Origin of the sequence: Marinobacterium sp. xm-a-152 (genome assembly GCF_013282965.1) — a bacterium.
GTDB lineage: Bacteria > Pseudomonadota > Gammaproteobacteria > Pseudomonadales > Balneatricaceae > Marinobacterium_E.
In genome coordinates, this window is sequence record NZ_WBYI01000003.1 from 66,198 (window position 1) to 83,271 (window position 17,074).

The 17,074-nt window shown below is 47.9% G+C and carries 20 protein-coding genes; 1 reads left to right on the top strand and 19 read right to left on the bottom strand.

Going from position 1 to position 17,074, the window contains the following annotated elements:
• Nucleotides 1-18: 18 nt before the first annotated feature.
• The 16 genes from wbpD to XMA152_RS12815 all read right to left on the bottom strand — a co-directional run bounded on the left by wbpD (nt 19) and on the right by XMA152_RS12815 (nt 14,365).
• Nucleotides 19-594 carry a UDP-2-acetamido-3-amino-2,3-dideoxy-D-glucuronate N-acetyltransferase gene (gene wbpD, locus XMA152_RS03425; RefSeq protein ID WP_173482729.1) on the bottom strand — a complete coding sequence of 192 codons (576 nt, stop codon included), beginning with the start codon at nt 592-594 and terminating at the stop codon, nt 19-21.
• Nucleotides 591-1,538 carry a Gfo/Idh/MocA family protein gene (locus XMA152_RS03430; protein ID WP_173482730.1) on the bottom strand — a complete coding sequence of 316 codons (948 nt, stop codon included), beginning with the start codon at nt 1,536-1,538 and terminating at the stop codon, nt 591-593. The genes wbpD and XMA152_RS03430 overlap by 4 nt, the downstream gene beginning before the upstream one ends.
• Before the next feature lie 13 nt (nt 1,539-1,551).
• Entirely contained in the window at nt 1,552-2,835 is a 1,284-nt protein-coding gene (gene tviB, locus XMA152_RS03435; RefSeq protein WP_173482731.1) for a Vi polysaccharide biosynthesis UDP-N-acetylglucosamine C-6 dehydrogenase TviB, read from the bottom strand.
• Nucleotides 2,832-3,860 (bottom strand): NAD-dependent epimerase/dehydratase family protein, encoded by a 1,029-nt coding sequence (locus tag XMA152_RS03440; protein ID WP_173482732.1) that lies wholly within the window; start codon nt 3,858-3,860, stop codon nt 2,832-2,834. The genes tviB and XMA152_RS03440 overlap by 4 nt, the downstream gene beginning before the upstream one ends.
• A gap of 202 nt (nt 3,861-4,062) precedes the next feature.
• Complete coding sequence (locus tag XMA152_RS12455; protein WP_371813278.1) at nt 4,063-4,320, bottom strand: NAD-dependent epimerase/dehydratase family protein; 258 nt, start codon at nt 4,318-4,320, stop codon at nt 4,063-4,065.
• A 3-nt stretch (nt 4,321-4,323) separates the two neighbouring features.
• On the bottom strand, nt 4,324-5,490 hold the full coding sequence (locus XMA152_RS03450; RefSeq protein WP_173482733.1) for a nucleotide sugar dehydrogenase: 1,167 nt from the start codon (nt 5,488-5,490) through the stop codon (nt 4,324-4,326).
• A gap of 14 nt (nt 5,491-5,504) precedes the next feature.
• On the bottom strand, nt 5,505-5,888 hold the full coding sequence (locus XMA152_RS03455) for a MarR family EPS-associated transcriptional regulator (protein ID WP_217363989.1): 384 nt from the start codon (nt 5,886-5,888) through the stop codon (nt 5,505-5,507).
• A gap of 216 nt (nt 5,889-6,104) precedes the next feature.
• Entirely contained in the window at nt 6,105-7,136 is a 1,032-nt protein-coding gene (locus XMA152_RS03460) for a plasmid partitioning protein RepB C-terminal domain-containing protein (protein WP_217363990.1), read from the bottom strand.
• Nucleotides 7,133-8,074, bottom strand: coding sequence for a ParB N-terminal domain-containing protein (locus tag XMA152_RS03465; protein WP_217363991.1), 942 nt, complete (start codon nt 8,072-8,074; stop codon nt 7,133-7,135). The genes XMA152_RS03460 and XMA152_RS03465 overlap by 4 nt, the downstream gene beginning before the upstream one ends.
• 135 nt (nt 8,075-8,209) lie before the next feature.
• Nucleotides 8,210-9,772, bottom strand: a complete 1,563-nt coding sequence (locus XMA152_RS03470) for a recombinase family protein (protein ID WP_217363992.1) — start codon at nt 9,770-9,772, stop codon at nt 8,210-8,212.
• Nucleotides 9,773-9,847: 75 nt separating this feature from the next.
• The gene (locus XMA152_RS03475) at nt 9,848-10,801 is read right to left on the bottom strand and encodes a transcription termination/antitermination NusG family protein (RefSeq protein WP_173482735.1); all 954 of its coding nucleotides are present in this window, start codon (nt 10,799-10,801) and stop codon (nt 9,848-9,850) included.
• 100 nt (nt 10,802-10,901) lie between these two features.
• On the bottom strand, nt 10,902-11,198 hold the full coding sequence (locus XMA152_RS12810) for a helix-turn-helix transcriptional regulator (protein WP_371813279.1): 297 nt from the start codon (nt 11,196-11,198) through the stop codon (nt 10,902-10,904).
• A 384-nt stretch (nt 11,199-11,582) separates the two neighbouring features.
• Nucleotides 11,583-12,539, bottom strand: a complete 957-nt coding sequence (locus tag XMA152_RS03480) for a nucleotidyl transferase AbiEii/AbiGii toxin family protein (RefSeq protein ID WP_173482736.1) — start codon at nt 12,537-12,539, stop codon at nt 11,583-11,585.
• Entirely contained in the window at nt 12,529-13,110 is a 582-nt protein-coding gene (locus XMA152_RS03485) for a hypothetical protein (RefSeq protein WP_173482737.1), read from the bottom strand. Before XMA152_RS03485 ends, XMA152_RS03480 begins: the two co-directional genes overlap by 11 nt.
• A 274-nt stretch (nt 13,111-13,384) precedes the next feature.
• Nucleotides 13,385-13,720, bottom strand: coding sequence for a hypothetical protein (locus XMA152_RS03490; protein ID WP_173482738.1), 336 nt, complete (start codon nt 13,718-13,720; stop codon nt 13,385-13,387).
• Between the two features lie 450 nt (nt 13,721-14,170).
• Nucleotides 14,171-14,365: a helix-turn-helix domain-containing protein gene (locus tag XMA152_RS12815; protein WP_173482739.1), complete on the bottom strand. Its 195-nt coding sequence runs from the start codon at nt 14,363-14,365 to the stop codon at nt 14,171-14,173.
• A gap of 306 nt (nt 14,366-14,671) precedes the next feature.
• Between XMA152_RS12815 and XMA152_RS03500 the strand changes: the two genes are divergently transcribed.
• A complete protein-coding gene (locus XMA152_RS03500; RefSeq protein WP_173482740.1) occupies nt 14,672-15,733 on the top strand; it encodes a hypothetical protein in 1,062 nt (353 codons plus the stop codon).
• Nucleotides 15,734-15,831: 98 nt separating this feature from the next.
• Here the strand turns inward: XMA152_RS03500 and XMA152_RS03505 are convergent, their stop codons facing one another.
• From XMA152_RS03505 to XMA152_RS12580, 3 genes are all read right to left on the bottom strand, one after another.
• Nucleotides 15,832-16,074 carry an excisionase family DNA-binding protein gene (locus XMA152_RS03505; protein ID WP_173482741.1) on the bottom strand — a complete coding sequence of 81 codons (243 nt, stop codon included), beginning with the start codon at nt 16,072-16,074 and terminating at the stop codon, nt 15,832-15,834.
• Between the two features lie 63 nt (nt 16,075-16,137).
• The gene (locus XMA152_RS03510; RefSeq protein WP_173482742.1) at nt 16,138-16,404 is read right to left on the bottom strand and encodes a DUF1778 domain-containing protein; all 267 of its coding nucleotides are present in this window, start codon (nt 16,402-16,404) and stop codon (nt 16,138-16,140) included.
• A gap of 212 nt (nt 16,405-16,616) precedes the next feature.
• Nucleotides 16,617-17,060, bottom strand: coding sequence for an AlpA family transcriptional regulator (locus XMA152_RS12580; RefSeq protein WP_254448268.1), 444 nt, complete (start codon nt 17,058-17,060; stop codon nt 16,617-16,619).
• Nucleotides 17,061-17,074 lie beyond the last annotated feature (14 nt).

The window sequence follows — 17,074 nt, forward strand, 5'->3', positions numbered from 1 at the left end:
CCACAAAAGTTGTACGGATTAATGCTTAGTCAGCTTTGTGCCATTGAGCGTGTAGATTGTGCCAGTATGTTGGCATATGGCCGTTTCCTCTCCACAGAGCGGCAGGTCCAGCTGTTCGCCAAACTCACTCATCCAACCGATCTGCTTGGCGGGAACACCGACCATCAGCGCGTAGGCAGGTACATCCTTGTTGATAACAGCACCCGCGCCAATAAAGGCGTATTGACCGATAGTAACACCACAAACGATAGTGCAGTTTGCCCCCAAAGTGGCACCTTTTTTGACCAAGGTATCCCGGTATTCGCTTTTGCGTTCGATCAGTGAACGGGGGTTATACACATTGGTAAACACCATGCTCGGGCCGCAGAATACGCCGTCTTCCAGATGCACATTGTCATAGACGGATACGTTATTCTGGATCTTGCAATGATCGCCAATAGTGACTTTGTTGCCGACAAAGACGTTTTGACCAAGGGATACGCCCTTGCCGATTTTAGCGCCCGCGCAGACGTGGACGAAGTGCCAGACACGGGAGCTTTCACCAATCTGGGCGCCATCGTCGACGATTGCGCTGGAGTGGATCATCACACTCATGCGATTACCTGTTTCAGGAAGGGGTGATAATCACCACTCAAGCCCAGTGGTTTAGTATCACGGATCGTTGACACGGTCTCAATAGCGACGCGGTTATCGTCCAAACCAAAGCCGTTGCCCTTGAGGATCTCTTCATAGCTGCGGGTGTGCAGATCGGTGAAACCACCGGAGAATTCAATTTCCTCACCTTCGCAGGTTATGGAGCGGTAGGTGCGCTGACCGGTAGCGCGGACATTTGCCGGAACGTCGTTGATGTCAATTGACAGGAACCAACGTACCCGTGCCTGTGCATATTCTAGATAGCCGGCGGCCTTGGTGTCACTGCTATAATGAACGACGTTCTGCTGAAGGTCACCAAAGATGAAGTGCAGCATGTCGTAGAAGTGCACACCTATGTTGGTAGCGATACCGCCGGATTTTTTGGGATCACCCTTCCAGGACTGCAGATACCAATGACCACGCGAAGTGATGTAGGTCAGATCAACTTCGTACTTACGGTTTTTGGGGCCGTTTTTCACCTTGTCACGCAGTTCAACGATCGCTGGGTGCAGACGCAGCTGCAGAATTGTGTTGATCTTGTTACCGGTATCTTTTTCAATTTCCTGCAAACCATCAATATTCCAGGGGTTGAGAACCAGCGGCTTTTCACAGATGGCATCGGCACCGGATCGTAAAGCAAAGCGCATATGACTATCGTGGAGATAATTTGGAGAGACAATTGCTACATAATCAACCCCTGTGCCTAGGCGGCGCTTCTTATCTATATGTCGATCGAAGCGTTCGTATTCAGTAAAAAAATCTGCATTTGGGAAAAAGCTATCCATAACACCGACTGAGTCATTCGGATCTAATGCAGCTACTAGCTCATTCCCCGTATCCCGTATAGCGGTCATATGCCGGGGGGCAATATACCCAGCAGCACCAATCAAAGCGAATCGTTTCATTCCTTTCCCCCTTTTAAAGTCGTAAGTCACTTTGATCCGGTGAAAATAGATATTTTAGATCATAAAGGACATGATTTTTCCGCCCCAGTCTACGGAGTGCTTCACTGCCCATTTCTACAAACTCTGTATGAGCAACAGCTAATACTATTCCATCATAGCGATTAGAATGAAGTACGCTAACTAGATTGATCCCATACTCGCGTTCTGCTTCAGCACTATCAACCCACGGGTCGTATACATCTACCTTAATTCCAAAATCTTCCAATTCATTAATTACATCGATTACGCGAGTATTTCGCAAATCAGGACAATTTTCTTTGAAAGCAAGCCCCATTAGGAGGACTCGAGCTCCCTGCACATGTATTCTCCTTTGCAACATGGCCTTCACAAGCTGACTTCCGACGTAAGCACCCATGCCATCATTCAAGCGCCGCCCGGCCAAAATAACTTCAGGATGATAGCCTATCGACTCAGCCTTATGAGTCAAGTAATAGGGATCTACACCTATGCAGTGCCCTCCCACAAGGCCAGGGCGAAAGGGCAGAAAATTCCATTTCGTACCTGCTGCTTTTAGAACATCCTCTGTATCAATTTCCATCCGGTTAAAAATTAATGCCAACTCGTTTATCAAAGCTATATTCAAATCTCGCTGAGTGTTCTCAATCACCTTTGCTGCCTCCGCAACTTTGATCGAAGAGGCTTTGTGTGTACCTGCTTCGATAATGGAGCCATAGAGAGCATCGACAAAATCGGCTACTTCAACATTTGAACCAGACGTAACCTTTTTGATTGTCGTCAACCTGTGCATTTTGTCTCCTGGGTTGATTCGCTCTGGGCTATACCCAACAAAAAAGTCGTGATTAAAACGCAGACCAGAAACCCTCTCCAGTACTGGCACACATTCCTCCTCAGTAGCCCCTGGGTAGACCGTAGACTCGTAAATAACTATATTCCCGGGGTTTAATACTTTGCCGATGCTTTCAGAGGCTGCGATCAGCGGAGACAAATCTGGCCTTTTATGAACATCTATCGGAGTTGGTACAGTAACTATATAAACATCGCAGTCAGCGAGATCATCCAGCGAATTAGAAAACACTATTTTATCGGCAGCTCTTAACTCTTCTGGTTCAACCTCGAGAGTTGTATCAATCCCCCCTTTTAATCCTTCGATTCGTTTGCTACTGATATCGAAACCAATAACGTTCAGCCTTTTACCAAATTCAACGGCAAGAGGGAGACCTACATACCCAAGACCAATAACAGCTAACTTTATATTTTCGAACGATAATTTAGTCATTTTATTCCTTGTATATTATAGTAATCTCGGTACCACTCCACAAAGCTAGCAATACCTTGACGAATATCCGTTTCAGGCCTATATCCAGTCAAACTCTGCAACAAGGATGCATCAGCCCAAGTCGCTGGCACGTCGCCCATCTGCATAGGCATGTAGTTATAGATCGCCTTTTTACCCAACGCCTCTTCAATTGCCTCCACAAAATCTAACAATTTTATCTTATTGCTGTTCCCTATATTCACAATACGGTATGGCGCAACCGGCGAAATGCTATCTCCTTCTAAAACCAATCGGTTCTCGGGAGGCTTCGGCACTGTATCAATCAGCAGCCGGATTCCACGCACTAGATCTCCAACATAAGTAAAATCACGATACATGTCGCCATGATTATAAATATCAATTGGGCGGTCTTCCAAAATAGCCGACACAAACTTAAAAAGCGCCAAATCTGGTCGTCCCCAAGGACCATAGACCGTGAAGAAGCGAAACATCGTAGTCGGAATATTCCAAAGATGCGCATATGAATGAGCCATACTTTCGTTAGCTTTCTTAGTTGCTGCGTAGATCGTCAATTGACTGTCTGCTTTTGTGGTTTCCTTGAAAGGCATGTCGACATTCGCACCGTATACAGATGACGTTGACGCCATAAGCAAATGGTCAACTTCAAGACGTCGAGCCGCTTCCATAACATTAAAAGTGCCAACAATGTTTGAGTCGATATAAGCCCTTGGATTTTCGAGGCTGTATCGGACACCGGCCTGTGCAGCTAAATGCACTATGATCTCAGGCCGAAATTCGTCACAGAGATTATCAAACTCACGTTGATCTTCGAGTAAACCTTCCTTGGCAGAAAAATTTGGGCTTTCAAGCAACATAGCATGACGCCGCCGCTTTAGAGCAACATCATAATAGTCTGTCATCCCATCAAAACCCTGTACGCGATACCCATCCGCCAACAATACATTCGCCAAATGATAACCAATAAAACCAGCAGATCCGGTAATAAGTATTCTACGTTTTTTCATAGTTAAACTACTTTTTAATAAATTTAATTTTATGAAACTGGTAATCTTTCATACTTCAAAGCTCTTTTACAACTTCAGTAACTCGCCAATAACAGCCAATCTTTAGTAGAAAGCATTATTTGACGTGCAAAAAGCCCTAAATTTCCCGTTTATCGTCGATGTTCAAGGTCAATTCGTACCTTTTTGGCACACGAACGCCGCATCAAGCACGTGTCGACCCCTCGGCTTTGAGTAAGTTACACCGGATGCTCTGGAGTAACGCAGACCCCCCTGCGCTGCTTGGTGAACAACTTGGTCCATTGCTGAGCTGTTCCAACTGCTCTAAGCGTGCCTCTTTCAGAGAGACTTCGTAGTAATCATTTAAATTATCGATACCGACAACTTCATCACCGCGATTACATAGATACTGGCTTACATGGAAACCGATAAAGCCTGCAGCGCCTGTTACTAGTACTTTCATCAGTTAGTCATTCCCAAATAGATCGCGGGTAAACACTTTATCAGCAACATCTAACAAATTTTCTGACTGTCGATTCGCCACAATAACATCAGCCTTGGACTTGAATAGCTCGAGATCTTTTTCGACCTCAGAGTTGAAGAATGACTCGTCATCTAGTGAAGGCTCAAAGATAATGACCTCTATCCCCTTGGCTTTGATACGCTTCATCACTCCTTGAATTGCCGATGCCCTGAAGTTGTCAGATCCGGACTTCATTACCAAGCGATAGATGCCAACCACCTTCGGTTGCTTCGCTATGATTGAATCTGCGATGAAGTCTTTACGCGTAGTATTTGAATCCACGATTGCTCGTATCAAATTGCTTGGCACATCAGCGTAATTAGCCAGAAGCTGTTTAGTATCTTTAGGAAGACAGTAACCACCGTAGCCAAAGCTTGGGTTGTTGTAGTGAGAACCGATACGTGGATCTAGTGATACGCCTTCTATGATCTGGCGCGTATCTAAACCATGTGTGGCCGCATAAGTATCGAGTTCATTGAAATACGCCACTCGCATCGCTAAATAGGTATTAGCAAACAGCTTTATCGCTTCCGCCTCAGTCGCATCAGTAAACAGAGTATCAATATTGTCTTTTATTGCGCCCTGAGCAAGGAGGTTTGCAAACACCTCTGCACGCTCACTGCACTCACCAACTACAATCCGAGAAGGGTGCAAATTGTCGTAAAGTGCGCGACCCTCACGCAGAAATTCCGGTGAAAAAATCAAATTATCAGTTTTGAAGCGCTGACGGGCTTCTCTGGTAAACCCAACTGGGATCGTCGACTTGATAACCATTACGGCATCAGGATTAATCGAAGTCACATCCTGAATCACGGCCTCAACACTGCCCGTATTGAAGTAGTTTGTTTGAGGGTCGTAATCAGTTGGTGTTGAAATAATTACAAAGCTGGCTCCGGTGTACGCCTTAACTTTGTCTGTTGTAGCGACAAGATTTAGATCTCTATTTTGCAAAAAGTCCTGGATTTCCGGATCTTCAATCGGTGATCTCTTTGCATTTATGAGGTCGACCTTTTCTTGAACAATATCAACGGCAACCACCTCATTATACTGCGCAAGCAGTACAGCATTTGACAAGCCAACGTATCCAGTACCGGCGACCGCTATTTTCATCATATTTCCTTACGTCAATCCGTAGCGTTATTTATTTCGCCGACTTCAAATTTAAGCTGCTCTATCTCTTGCTGAAGCAACTCATACTCCGCCATCTTTCGCTTTAGAAATCGAACTGTAATTTTGGCTTTTTCAGATACGCCCTCGGGCGTGAGGATGTAGGCGTAACCCATCTTGCGCTCTGACTTGGCGAAGTTGCTTAGCTTTACCAGCCCCCTATCAACAAGAGCCTTCAGGCAATAATTCACACCACCCAGACTGACGTTGAGCTCTTGGGCGATCTCGCGCTGAGTTGCCGTCGGATTCTCTTCAATGACGCGCATTACGCGTAGCTTGAGCTCTTCTTGAGAGGCGTTCGCTTGTGAGTTTTTTGTAGGAGGCATTTTTCGTTCAGGCATGCTACCGCACGGTTCTGACAACCGTAGAATATGTATTCATGTTCATGTTCATGTTCATGTTCATGTTCATGTTCATGTTCATGTTCTGAACATAATACCTGATAAATCTTTAAAGCTCACCCACTTTGTCGACTCTAGTGGAGTTATTTCTTTATCCTGCCCTATCTTCCACGCTTTGCGCGTTATTCTCTTTGAAGCATCTGCTGTATCCCGCCGTCAATGCTCCTTGCTGTCCTGTTCACTCATAGCCTCTTCCATACTGGTCGTATTCACGACTAGCTCAAAATGACTCAGGATCTCTGGCTCATTCTTATTGACGTAGGATTTGACGGCTGGGTTGTGTAGGAGCTTTGTTAGATAGCCTTTGGCCACCATCAGGTTCAAGAGGTCCGATCCATAGTTTGACTCTGCCTCCTTGTATTGGTCTTGCACCTGGCTCATCTCTTTTTCCAATTTCACCAACTGCTCTATGGGCGCAGCTTTCTTCTCTTTCACCTGCTCTTTGACGTCAGCCCTTTGCTCAGGCGGTGTTGCCTTGAGCAGAGCTTCAGCGTGAGCCACAGTGATGGATTGACTGGCGAGCATTAGCTCTACCGCTTCAACCTGTCGTGCGGCCTTCATACTCCTTAGAATTCGTGTGACATCCGGCGTAAATTGGTGATCTTGCAACAGGTTGACGGCGTCAGGGCAAATCCCTTGCAGTAGATTCACTCGCCGGTTGATTGAGCTTAGATTCACGTTGAAGGCGCGAGCAAGGCGCTCTTTACTGACGCCTCGATCAATCGCCCGTCGCAACATGTAATGCTCCTGAACAGTTGAGAGGCGATTGATGCGGTGGTTGTAGGTGTAGGTTTCGTCATCCCGTGCAAACAAACAGGGCGCTTCACTCAGCCCAAGCTCCTTCAGCGCCAGCACTCGCAGGTGCCCGTCTAGCAGGAGGTATTCACTCTTCTGCTTGTCAGGCCGAATCACCGAGAGGGGTTCGATAAGCCCTATCTCGTTGATGGATGAAACAACCTGTTTGTACTTGCGGGTACTCATCAGCCCATCAGGCAGTTTCTTACTAGGCAGTAGACTATCGAGCGGGATTTGGTAGGTCTCCATCTCAAACCCCAGCAAAGTGTTTAGTGGTGCGGTGGGCAAGTTGTGATGCTCGTCTGATCCTCTTTGATAAATACCAGGGTACATCTCTGAAAGGTTCTGCTTACCGCTGTGCGTATTGGATTGGTGTTGTGCTTGAGTACTCATGAGATCACTCCTTGGTTGAGGTCAGGCGCTGATTCGGGGGAGGCGGCCGGATCGCTTGCACCGGACGGTGGGGTGTAGGTTTCAATCCGATCAGCCAGGTATTTGGGCAAGGTGTCTAGCCCTTCAGCACGCAGCAGATTCACGAAGTGCTCGTCGGCAAAGAGCTTCTTCAGCCCTTGTACCACCAGTAACAGCCGTTGATGCGCATGTTCAGCCTTGAGCACCATTTTGCGTTGACGCTCTACTTCGCGTTGATAGGTGCGTACCAGGCTGTAGCTCGACTTGGGAGGTCGCATTTGATCCGCGTTCGGTGAGCCCGGACCATGTTCCATTCGCTTTTCGATTAGCCGTTTTGCCTCGATGATCTGTCGACCTTTGAGCTGCCCGTTCTCATAGGCCTCTCGTAATAGATCACCTAGATTGGACTCTTCAGCTTCTGAGTTTTCGTTGGCTCGCGCGATCTCCAGCGCCGTTGTGAGCGGTATCGAGCCTCGCTGTACTCCCTCGATCAGCCGCTCTTCGCCTTTCTCTAGCAGAAAAATGATGTCTTTCACGTATTTTGCCGAGAGGCCTGTTTTTTCGATAATGGTATCGGCGCTGTATCCGCGATCACGCAATACTTCGATATCGGCCAGTATTTCCAGCGGTCGATAGCCGCGGCGAGCTATGTTCTCTGCCAAGCTCATGATGAAGGCGTCTTCATCATTCACATCAATCACTAGTGCCGGTATGTGGGTTTCACCCAGTAGGCGAAAGGCATTCAACCGCCCCTCTCCGCAGACCAGAAGATAGCTGGGTTCATCTTCGTTGTCAGTGTGGCGTTCTGTTACTGTGATTGGCTTTTTAAGGCCTATAGTGCGGATATTTTCGACGATCTCTTCAAACACTTTCATGTTGCGATCGCGGGAGTTGAGAATTTCGATTCGATCGATGGGCACCATCGTTACCGAATCCGGTGTGCCGGTCATCATAGTGCCTCCTTGGGTGCTTCTTGGGTCACCCTGCTGGTTTGGTTGGTCATGTGCGTCTTCATGTGATTCTCCTATTACTTTGTACTTTTTCAGTAGTTGGCTTTATCTCTGCATGCGTTGCAGCCTCTGTCGCTCAGACATCCCGTAGAAGAAACTGAGGTCATCAAAACGGAAGCATTCAAAATCGTTGATGTTTCTGTGACTCATCCGAATCTCATGGCCCGGCAGATCTAAGCGCGGGAGCAAGTAATAATCGAGTTCGTTGGTATTATTGGGGTCTAGACGGACTGCTACGGTAAGGTCCGGGTTATGCTCGGCACTATCGAATCTGATGCGCCAGCGATGCATACCTGCATTGGTAGTTTGGCAGCGCGCCAGCACCAAGCTGATGATTAGCTCATCATTCAAGTGCAGTAAGTCGGTATCAGGGTCACGCACCAGCTCGCCACCCAACTCGGCGATGGTTAACTCTGTGCGCTGAACGATCTCTGGATGAAGCTGACGTAATCGCCGGTTTGTCTCGATGTGCTCTGAACTTCTATTGGAGTGATACCCAACCAGCTCGTAGGCACGCGATAAACCGCCAAAACGCGAGGCATAGGTTGAACTGTTGGGAAGGTGGGCTGCCTGGTTGATAACCATGCTGTTGAGGTAACCCACTTCGGCGTATAGGGCTTTTAGGTGCTCGAGCAGCTCGTCATCGCTAAATTTGCGACTGCGCTCGGCTAGCACCTCTTGCGCTTTCATAAAGAGATCGAGCGGGACAATACCGTCAAACGCCCCCTCTTTGCGGATCCACATATCCGGCGGGTTATTCACATGCTTGCGCTTCAGCTTGAAGGAGCGGCGGTTGTAAACGTTATTGCCGATATATTTTTCGTTTGTGAGAACCTGCTTTACGGTGGCCGAGGTCCATTCTCGGTCTTTATCGGTTAGGATCCTCAGACCATTGAGTCGTTTTGCGATATCCGCAATCGATAGATCATCTTCAACTAGCCAACGGTACAGAGTATTGACCGTTTGAACCTCCTCGTCCGGTCCTGGCATCAGCACAACCCGGTCGGTTTGCAGGCTTTTATGTTCACCGGCTTTGAGCACACCTTTGGTCTCACCCGACTGATCCACCAGCACTCGCCGTAATCCATATCCAGCAGGACCACCTTGGCGAAAGCCCAGTTCGATTAGCCGACATTGGCCAGCAAACACCTTGGCAGAGAGCTCGCGGCTATACTCGCCCGCCATGGCGCGTTTAACGCCCTTCACGATGGTGGACACGGGAGAGCCGTCATTCTCGAACTGCTCCGCCACGTAGGCCACGGCAATGCCTTTGCGTTTGCAGATGTATTCGTAATAGGCAGATTCGTCGGCATCTTGAAAGCGACCCCAACGGCTGACGTCGTAAACCAAGATCAGATTAAAATCGGTGTTGTCGTTTTCGACGTCGTTAATCAGCTGTTGTAGTGAGGCGCGCCCACCGATGGATAAACCACTTTTCCCCTCGTCGGCGTAGGTGCGAACAATCTCGATATTGCGCCGCTCGGCGTACTCTTTGATTTTGTCAGCCTGGTTGTGGGTGGAGTATTGCTGATGCTCAGTCGACATTCGAACGTACTGGGCAGCTCTGAAGGTAGGGGCTTGGTTTTCTGTTTCCTTATCTATAGTCATGATAAATAAGCACTTTCAATGTTTTAGCCATGTTTGCTTCGAAGCCGGGCGACTAGCAAGTTAATAAGGGGCGGCCTAGGCACGTTTTCGTACCTTGTCGCGATCGACCTTCACAGGCAGTTGCCGAAGCAAAAAATTAATCAGAATGAGGACCCGATGCTCCGAGTCCTCCGTGAAGAAGATGGCATCTAGGTCTTTAAAAGGACCATCCAAGATTTGCACCGCATCACCCTGTTTGAGCAGCGGCTGCAGCGGTGTGTCTTTTTCGCGTTCTTTCAGCGAGCGAATCAGACAGTCATCGACGCGTGGATAGGTGTGGCCGAACTGGATTAGCTTATCTACGCCCCGAGTGGAGCGAATCGGCATCCAGTTTTGTCCGTTCTCACCCGCGCTAAGCTGGATAAACAAATACCGAGGAAACATCACTTCACCCTTGGGTGGTCGCCCAACGCCTTTCGCTGATTTGGTGATTTTGGGGAGGTAGCAGGTGTAACCCTGCCGTTCCAGATTAGTAAGCGCGGTGGTTTCTTGGCGGTACTTGGTTTGGATTAGATACCAGGATTGGAGACTGGTTGAGTTAGGTGATGGCTTTTGAGCATTGTCTGGATTTGAACTAGGTGAGGACTCCTTCTTGCTTTTCGGCTCTGCAGACCTGACCTCTGGTGATAACTGCGCTTCGTGTTTCTGTAATTCAACAGCCTCACTCTGGCGAGTCCCCGCCAACTGTACCTCCTGCATAATCGGCGATTGCTTTAAGTGGTAGTGTTCACAGAGTAGCTTCAGCGCTGTCAGCGGCGATGGCAGTTGCATAACCTGTCGCAGAACCTCCTTCCCCTCGTGCTCTTCGATGTGCATGATATCTTCGTGGGTGTAATGGAGATTTAACCCTTTCTGGACGATCGGTGGCCCGATACCTCTGAGTCTAAGTGCTTGCAGTTGTCGGGTTGAGATCCCCATTCGCGCCGCCGCCTGACTCGCCGTCAGTCGGTCTGCGTTGGGATCTTTAGGTGGCGGTGATGCGGTTTCCATAAACGCTCCAAGCTGGTTGCACATGGGCCGCTCTCGCACGTCCCTGTGCTTCGCGGCATTCGTACTTCCTGTACATCACGGCTTCAGTGGGGGAGTTGAGTCAAGCGAATGAGGATGCTTGATTTGAAGATTGTTGAGTTGCCCTAGCGATGGTTTTTTGAGCCGTGCTTTGACGGAGGCATTGCTCCTCGTATGCCTCGAGATCCTGCTCCCGATACACTATCCGCCCATGCAGCTTGAGAAAAACAGGTCCAACCCCCTGGGATCGCCAGCGCTCCAAAGTCGTTTCACTCACCTGCCACCGCTCAGCTAGGGCCCGTTGGTTGATGTGTTGAATGGCCATGTCTTTCTCCTTCTTGGTTGTTTTGGCAAGACACATGAACGCTCTGAAGGGCATGGAAAGCAAGCTGAAGGTACCTGCGGAGAAATGGGTGTAATTGGGTGTATTAATGGTTTTGAATTGTTGACCGGTTAGCGGATATACCCTATGGTCATCTCGAGCTGGGAGCGCTGCTTAATTTTACAGAGCGTTGAGCGATTGCCTCACCCGGCTTACCGAATTTTGAAATGCTTACCACTATGGTTTGACTTACTTCCTTATGTTCGCCATATTAGCAAGCAGTTGAATATGTACGGGGCTGCGAAAAGCGGTGTTCATCTACCGCCGAGGAAACTCGGTTTCAGCCGGGCTGAAATTACAAAGAGTACCCGAGAAGCCCTTGATTGGGCTTTTTCTTTTTTAAACCCTATATTTGCGTCTTCCCGCAGAGCAAAAGCACGCTCATAGCCGATCGATAACTGCCTGTATCTTGTTGAGAATCTCATCAAAACTTGGCTGAACGCCGAAATACAGACGACTGGTCGCGTTGTATGCTTTTCGGTATCTTTCGCGTGTTGCTGGATCGTGTAAAAGAAATGCCTCATTTTCAGAAATTACCAGATTATCCCCAGCTCTGAAGCGCTTTTCTTTCCTCTCCTGATAACCGTCAGTCCCGATAAAGCTCTGTACATCAGGGTGCGCAAGCAACTGGCTAAGATCATAGTAATGGCGCATAAAGTTCTTTGGCATTGAACCTTCAGCCTGTTCAGCCCGGAACTTGGTAGACACCGTCTGTAGCTTTTCAACAAAGGTGTAGCCTGGATGATAACAAGGCACTGATACTGCTCGATTATCTGTTATCTGCACATCAGATTCTTGCGCTCTTTCAAATGCCCATGAGGTAATCGGCAACCGATGATTTGGTGCCGTATCATCAAAGCCTACCTCCAATAAGATCCCTTCTTTCATATCTGGAATCTGTTCGAAATAGCTCTGATAAAGAAGCCGGATGCCTCCGCTGCGATATTTATCATCGTCGAACTCTGTATCGCGAGCAATCTCTGTAATGCCATCAATAATCAGCTCCGTTGCCAGCCAATCATAAAATGCTTTTCGCGACTGAATATGGACGTCTTTCTTCACTTGATTCGGGTTGGAGGCAACCTTAAACGGCGCGCACACAGGATCGATATGAATATCGATGTCTTCCGAGAATCTATCCAATAAATTGTAACCTTTGGATAGTGATGTGCCCCCTTTAAGCTCAAAGGTCAGCCCTAACTTCTCGAGACCATAAAGACAATGCATAATCCAATAGTCTTTCTCGACAAGTGCTGGCGGTAAATTCTTCTCAACCGCCAATATTCGGATCAAACTTTGAAATTGTGGATGCTCGTGCAGATAAACTTCAGGCTGCATGAGACAAAGCCTGCTCAACTAGCTTCTGAGTAGACACCTTTCCGAATTGTCGCGCAGCCCTGCGCACAGCGGCAGCGCTGAGTTGTTGCAACTTAGCTAAAGCGCGAGCACGAACCGAATCCTCATCTTCAGCCAACTCTTGAAGATTGTTTAGCAGATCAACGACCAAAAACTCCTGAGTCAGCTTTTTTGGAAACCGTGGTTTGCGACGAAACTCAAAGGTTCTTCCGCCTAACGTGAATACACCATGACGTTTGTGGTTATACACGATGCTTTGATTGTAGAGCTGAGTTGTACCGACCCCTAATGAGTTATAGGCGTTAAAGGATGTTAAAAGGAAATCATCTTCTCTGAGAAAAGACTTCACTAGTTCAGCATCATCAGGCGGCACCTGCCCGAACACGGAGGTTTCCGGATAGTAATAGAGCCCATTACGTAGCTTGGTTAGAACGCCCTGCTCCAACAACTCACGCGCATGTCGATCAACACTTTTTGACCATTGTGCTAAATCCTCGCGGCGGTATACACGACCAGGGCGAAGATGCTTTTTAAGCTGATCTAGGCGAGACATACGATTAGCTCCAGTTTCAAAACGTTACAACGTAGCTTCAATGAAAATTATTTTAGTAAAATTTCATGCAAAATTCAATTTGATTGCTATTCAGAAATAGATTAGAAGGCGCTCCACCAGGACGTCCTAGTGCTTATCCTCATTATCAACCGCCGCGTCCAGCGGGGAGGCTTCATTGCTTGCGCAAATTCACCTCAATTACAAAGCGGATCTTCGCTGGATAGGCTTGCCTGCTATCTGAAAAGAGCAGGACGATTTGAGCATCACAGCGAATCTATTTGGGATTCTCATCCCCTGACTCTTGCGCCTGACGATCTGGCTCATCCAACGTATTCAAACTTTTCTGACGAGGAGTCTTCACGGTATCTGTCCACCGGTAGTAAGCAATCCGCGTTTCCGTCATAAAATCAGTAAAATCTCTGAGACTCATGCGATACCGGAGCAGAAGATACAGAGCTTCAATCAAGGCGATTCGATCATCGATGACCCAGCCAGGTGTTTGCTCGACCGGTTGCTCAAAATAGGGCTCCTCTAAATTAATGGCGTAGTCTCTTTTGAGTGCTGCGAGGACAAGCCCATCCATCAAATCGTCATCGATATCTATATTCACTAGCTACACCTGTTTAGCATTTTGACCCCATCTATAGACGCTCAACGCTGTGGGAATAGCAAGGAGATTAATGCCAAACGGACGCGGGTTCGAATCCTGTTTTCGAGTTCGAATTCAGATCACCAAACAGAGCCCTCAGCAACACCCAAACAGTTGTATATGCATACATATTTATAATTTATTTATCCAGAATAATCAGCGATTTACTAAACTTATAAAGCCCTGATATAACGTGGTTTGGTGCAGGGTTACACCTCCACCCGGTATTCTACGGAGCATGACGGGCTCTGACTGATAACCCCTGATATCAACTGTCAAAAATGCCAAGCAGCCTGCTGGAGCTTCGGGCTGATAACAGCTAAAGCGAAGCCCTTCCAAGCCAGAGGTACAGCATGTCTGAACATACTGCGCCTCTTCAGTGACACCATCATTAACATGCAACACCCCGCATTAACCCGCTTTCTGCTCAAATCGAAGAACTGCATCCTCCGAATACCGGACCAATTTATACCCTGCCCGGATATACTCTGGCCCGATGCCTTTATAGCGCCAATCCTGAAGTGTGCGCTCACTTATTCCCCATCTCGCCGCCAACTCTTTCTGTGAAAGGTACGTGGTTGCTGAGTTTCCGCCGGTCTTTGTCATTTGCTACCTCACAAAAATATAAACACTGTTCATACAGCCAGTATATTGCCGTCACTCTCAGAGTCCACCAGGAGATAACGCACGATTGACTGCTCTTGATGGTTCTTACGAGGAATCGCCCAAAATCTTTAAGCAAAAGTAGTTCTATGGGTAGTAATAGACGCTCGAATAAGACGCGATAGCAACCGCTTTTCGGGAATGGGTTTAAAGGAAAATCGAACTGGATTAACAGCCTGCGATTAACTGTTTACCTGCGCCGAGATTAATGGCCACATAGGGGAAACCAGATAAAGCAGGATCGAGAGCATGAATCGAAAACAGGAACAAATTGATACGGCGAAAATTTTAGTCGCCGCTAAGCGAGCATTGATCGCTGCAGATGCCGAATACTTCTCCTGGTCGACGGAGCAACAGGAGCGCTTTCGCGCCACGCTCGATCATGATGCTCGAGACCGAGTCAGCAAAGTCTTACTCGATAGTGTGCTTGGCATCCAATGTACGCTCGACCAGGTCGATGAAGCCTGGAATGCAATTCCGCCGGATCAACTCTATCAAATGAACTGGGCGTCACTTCTCGCCCACGGTATCGGTGAGGACTACATCTATTTAAATGAGCCGATGGCCAAAGATTTCAGCCTGCTAGATTTCGAAACGCTCTACGAATATGACTATAAAAACCATCTGTATCAGGAGGAGGTAAAGCAAAAGGATTCCCCAGACTACGCGGGGACTGCCTATCACGGCTGGAGCTACCCCACCTGGATCAGGCTGTTGATGGATGATAAGTTCCACTACGGAACTCTTATCTCATTAGCCCAGTATGTCATGCACGAAATCGAGTCTGCTGGGAATGATCATATCTCTGCACTAATCCCACACAACTATGTTGAAGGCCCGGATAACGACAAAGAAGTCGACGGTGGTTTTTTATGGGATATACAGATTGACGCTGGCGGGCTTGAAGGCCAGCTTGATGAGCTTAAAAGCCGCTGGTGGGCGTATCAGAGAACGCGCTCGGCCGAACTTGGAGAGATTTTTAGCCACTACCCAGCGGCAGTTTACATTCAGGACAACGATTGGGATAAAGATCCGCACAAGCACTTCATCTTCAGTAATGTCGACGTACTCAAAAGCATTCGTTGGCGACATTTTCTATCAGACTGCGCTCCGTTTAGGACTGCTCCTAAAACCTTTGAGCCAGAGCTGAAACGGGAGATTGATCAAGCGATCAACTGGCTGACGGAAAACCATAAAGAGATTATGGAAAACTTCGATCCCAAAGTGGTCAAGCTACAGAAGAAGCGAAAGGTCGTCTTCGCACCTGAGGCGCTGGATGATTTGAACAAGATTCTGGATGACGATTCTTGAGAGGACTTCACCGGCTGAGAATTCGCCAACCATTCCGAGATTTACGCAGAGTGATTCCGAAATTTACGGTGCTTGGCTCCGAGATTTACGTCGCAGGCTCAAGCAATACCTAGCTCTTGTGCCTGTTGAGCCAGGTCATCCAAAGCCTGTGAGCTTCGCAAATCCTGCTGCCTCTTATAGGCCATAAGATCATCGAGGCGAATACAGCATTGGTTATTCACCATATGGTGAGCAATCTCTCCCTCCTCTAACAATCTGATTACATAAGGTATCGATACGTTGAGGATGTTAGCGGCGTCTTCAGGGTTCAACAGCGAGGCCATTTCTCTTTCTGTCCTCATACGTACCCCCTATTTAAGTTCTAATATGCACAGCCGTGCTTTGGTGAAAGAGGCGCCGAGCGCCTATGTTTTGCTCCAGACCGGATCAATAGCTAACAGGCGTCGCAAACCTTCCTTCGGTTTAGGAGGAGCATCGAGTAAGTCAGTAAATTGTTGGAATTTTTCAGCGTCCAGCGAGAAGTGGACCCGATCAAGCAAAACAGACTGGGCACGCTCACACGCAGCTTCTAACATAAAGTCAGACCGACTTTTGCCCAGCACGCAAGCAGCCTGATCTATAAGATCGCGCTGCTCAGGTAAAGCACGTAGGTTTATGACAGCAGCACGCATATAAAGCCTCTCTTATGGCTAGAATCAAAATTCTGATAGTAGTTTTGTGTATGGCTATTATCAACAGCGCGGTATTGATTACCCTCAGCCGCATACGAGTTCGTCTACACGAATTCGATTTCCTAGTCGCGCTACGATCCCACTGTCGCACCTCCTTGTGCTTAATGGAGTTCGTATTTCCTGTACCTGACATCATCAGTGGAATAATTGCATCATGTATACGATGAAGTTTGATTTGGGTGGCTGCGACCGGAACCAATGGATACTCTCTGAGAGGTGCTCGTGTGGAGGCACTGCTTCTCATAAGCCTCGAGGTCTTGCTCCCGATACACTATCCGTCCATGCAGCTTCAGGAAAACAGGTCCAATTCCCTGCGATCGCCAGCGCTCCAAAGTCGTTTCGCTCATCTGCCACCGCTCAGCCAGGGCCCGTTGGTTGATGTGTTGAATGGCCATGTCTTTCTCCTTCTTGGTTGTTTTGGCAAGACCCATGAACGCTCTGAAGGGCATGGAAAGCAAGCTGAAGGTGCCTGCGGAGAAATGGGTGTAATTGGGTGTATTAATGGTTTTTAAGCGTACCCACTGGAAGTATTTTAGGGTAGAGACAAAACCAAACAACTTGTAAAAAGTCCGAAAAACTGATAGTTTTTCTGACATAACTTAGCTGGTAA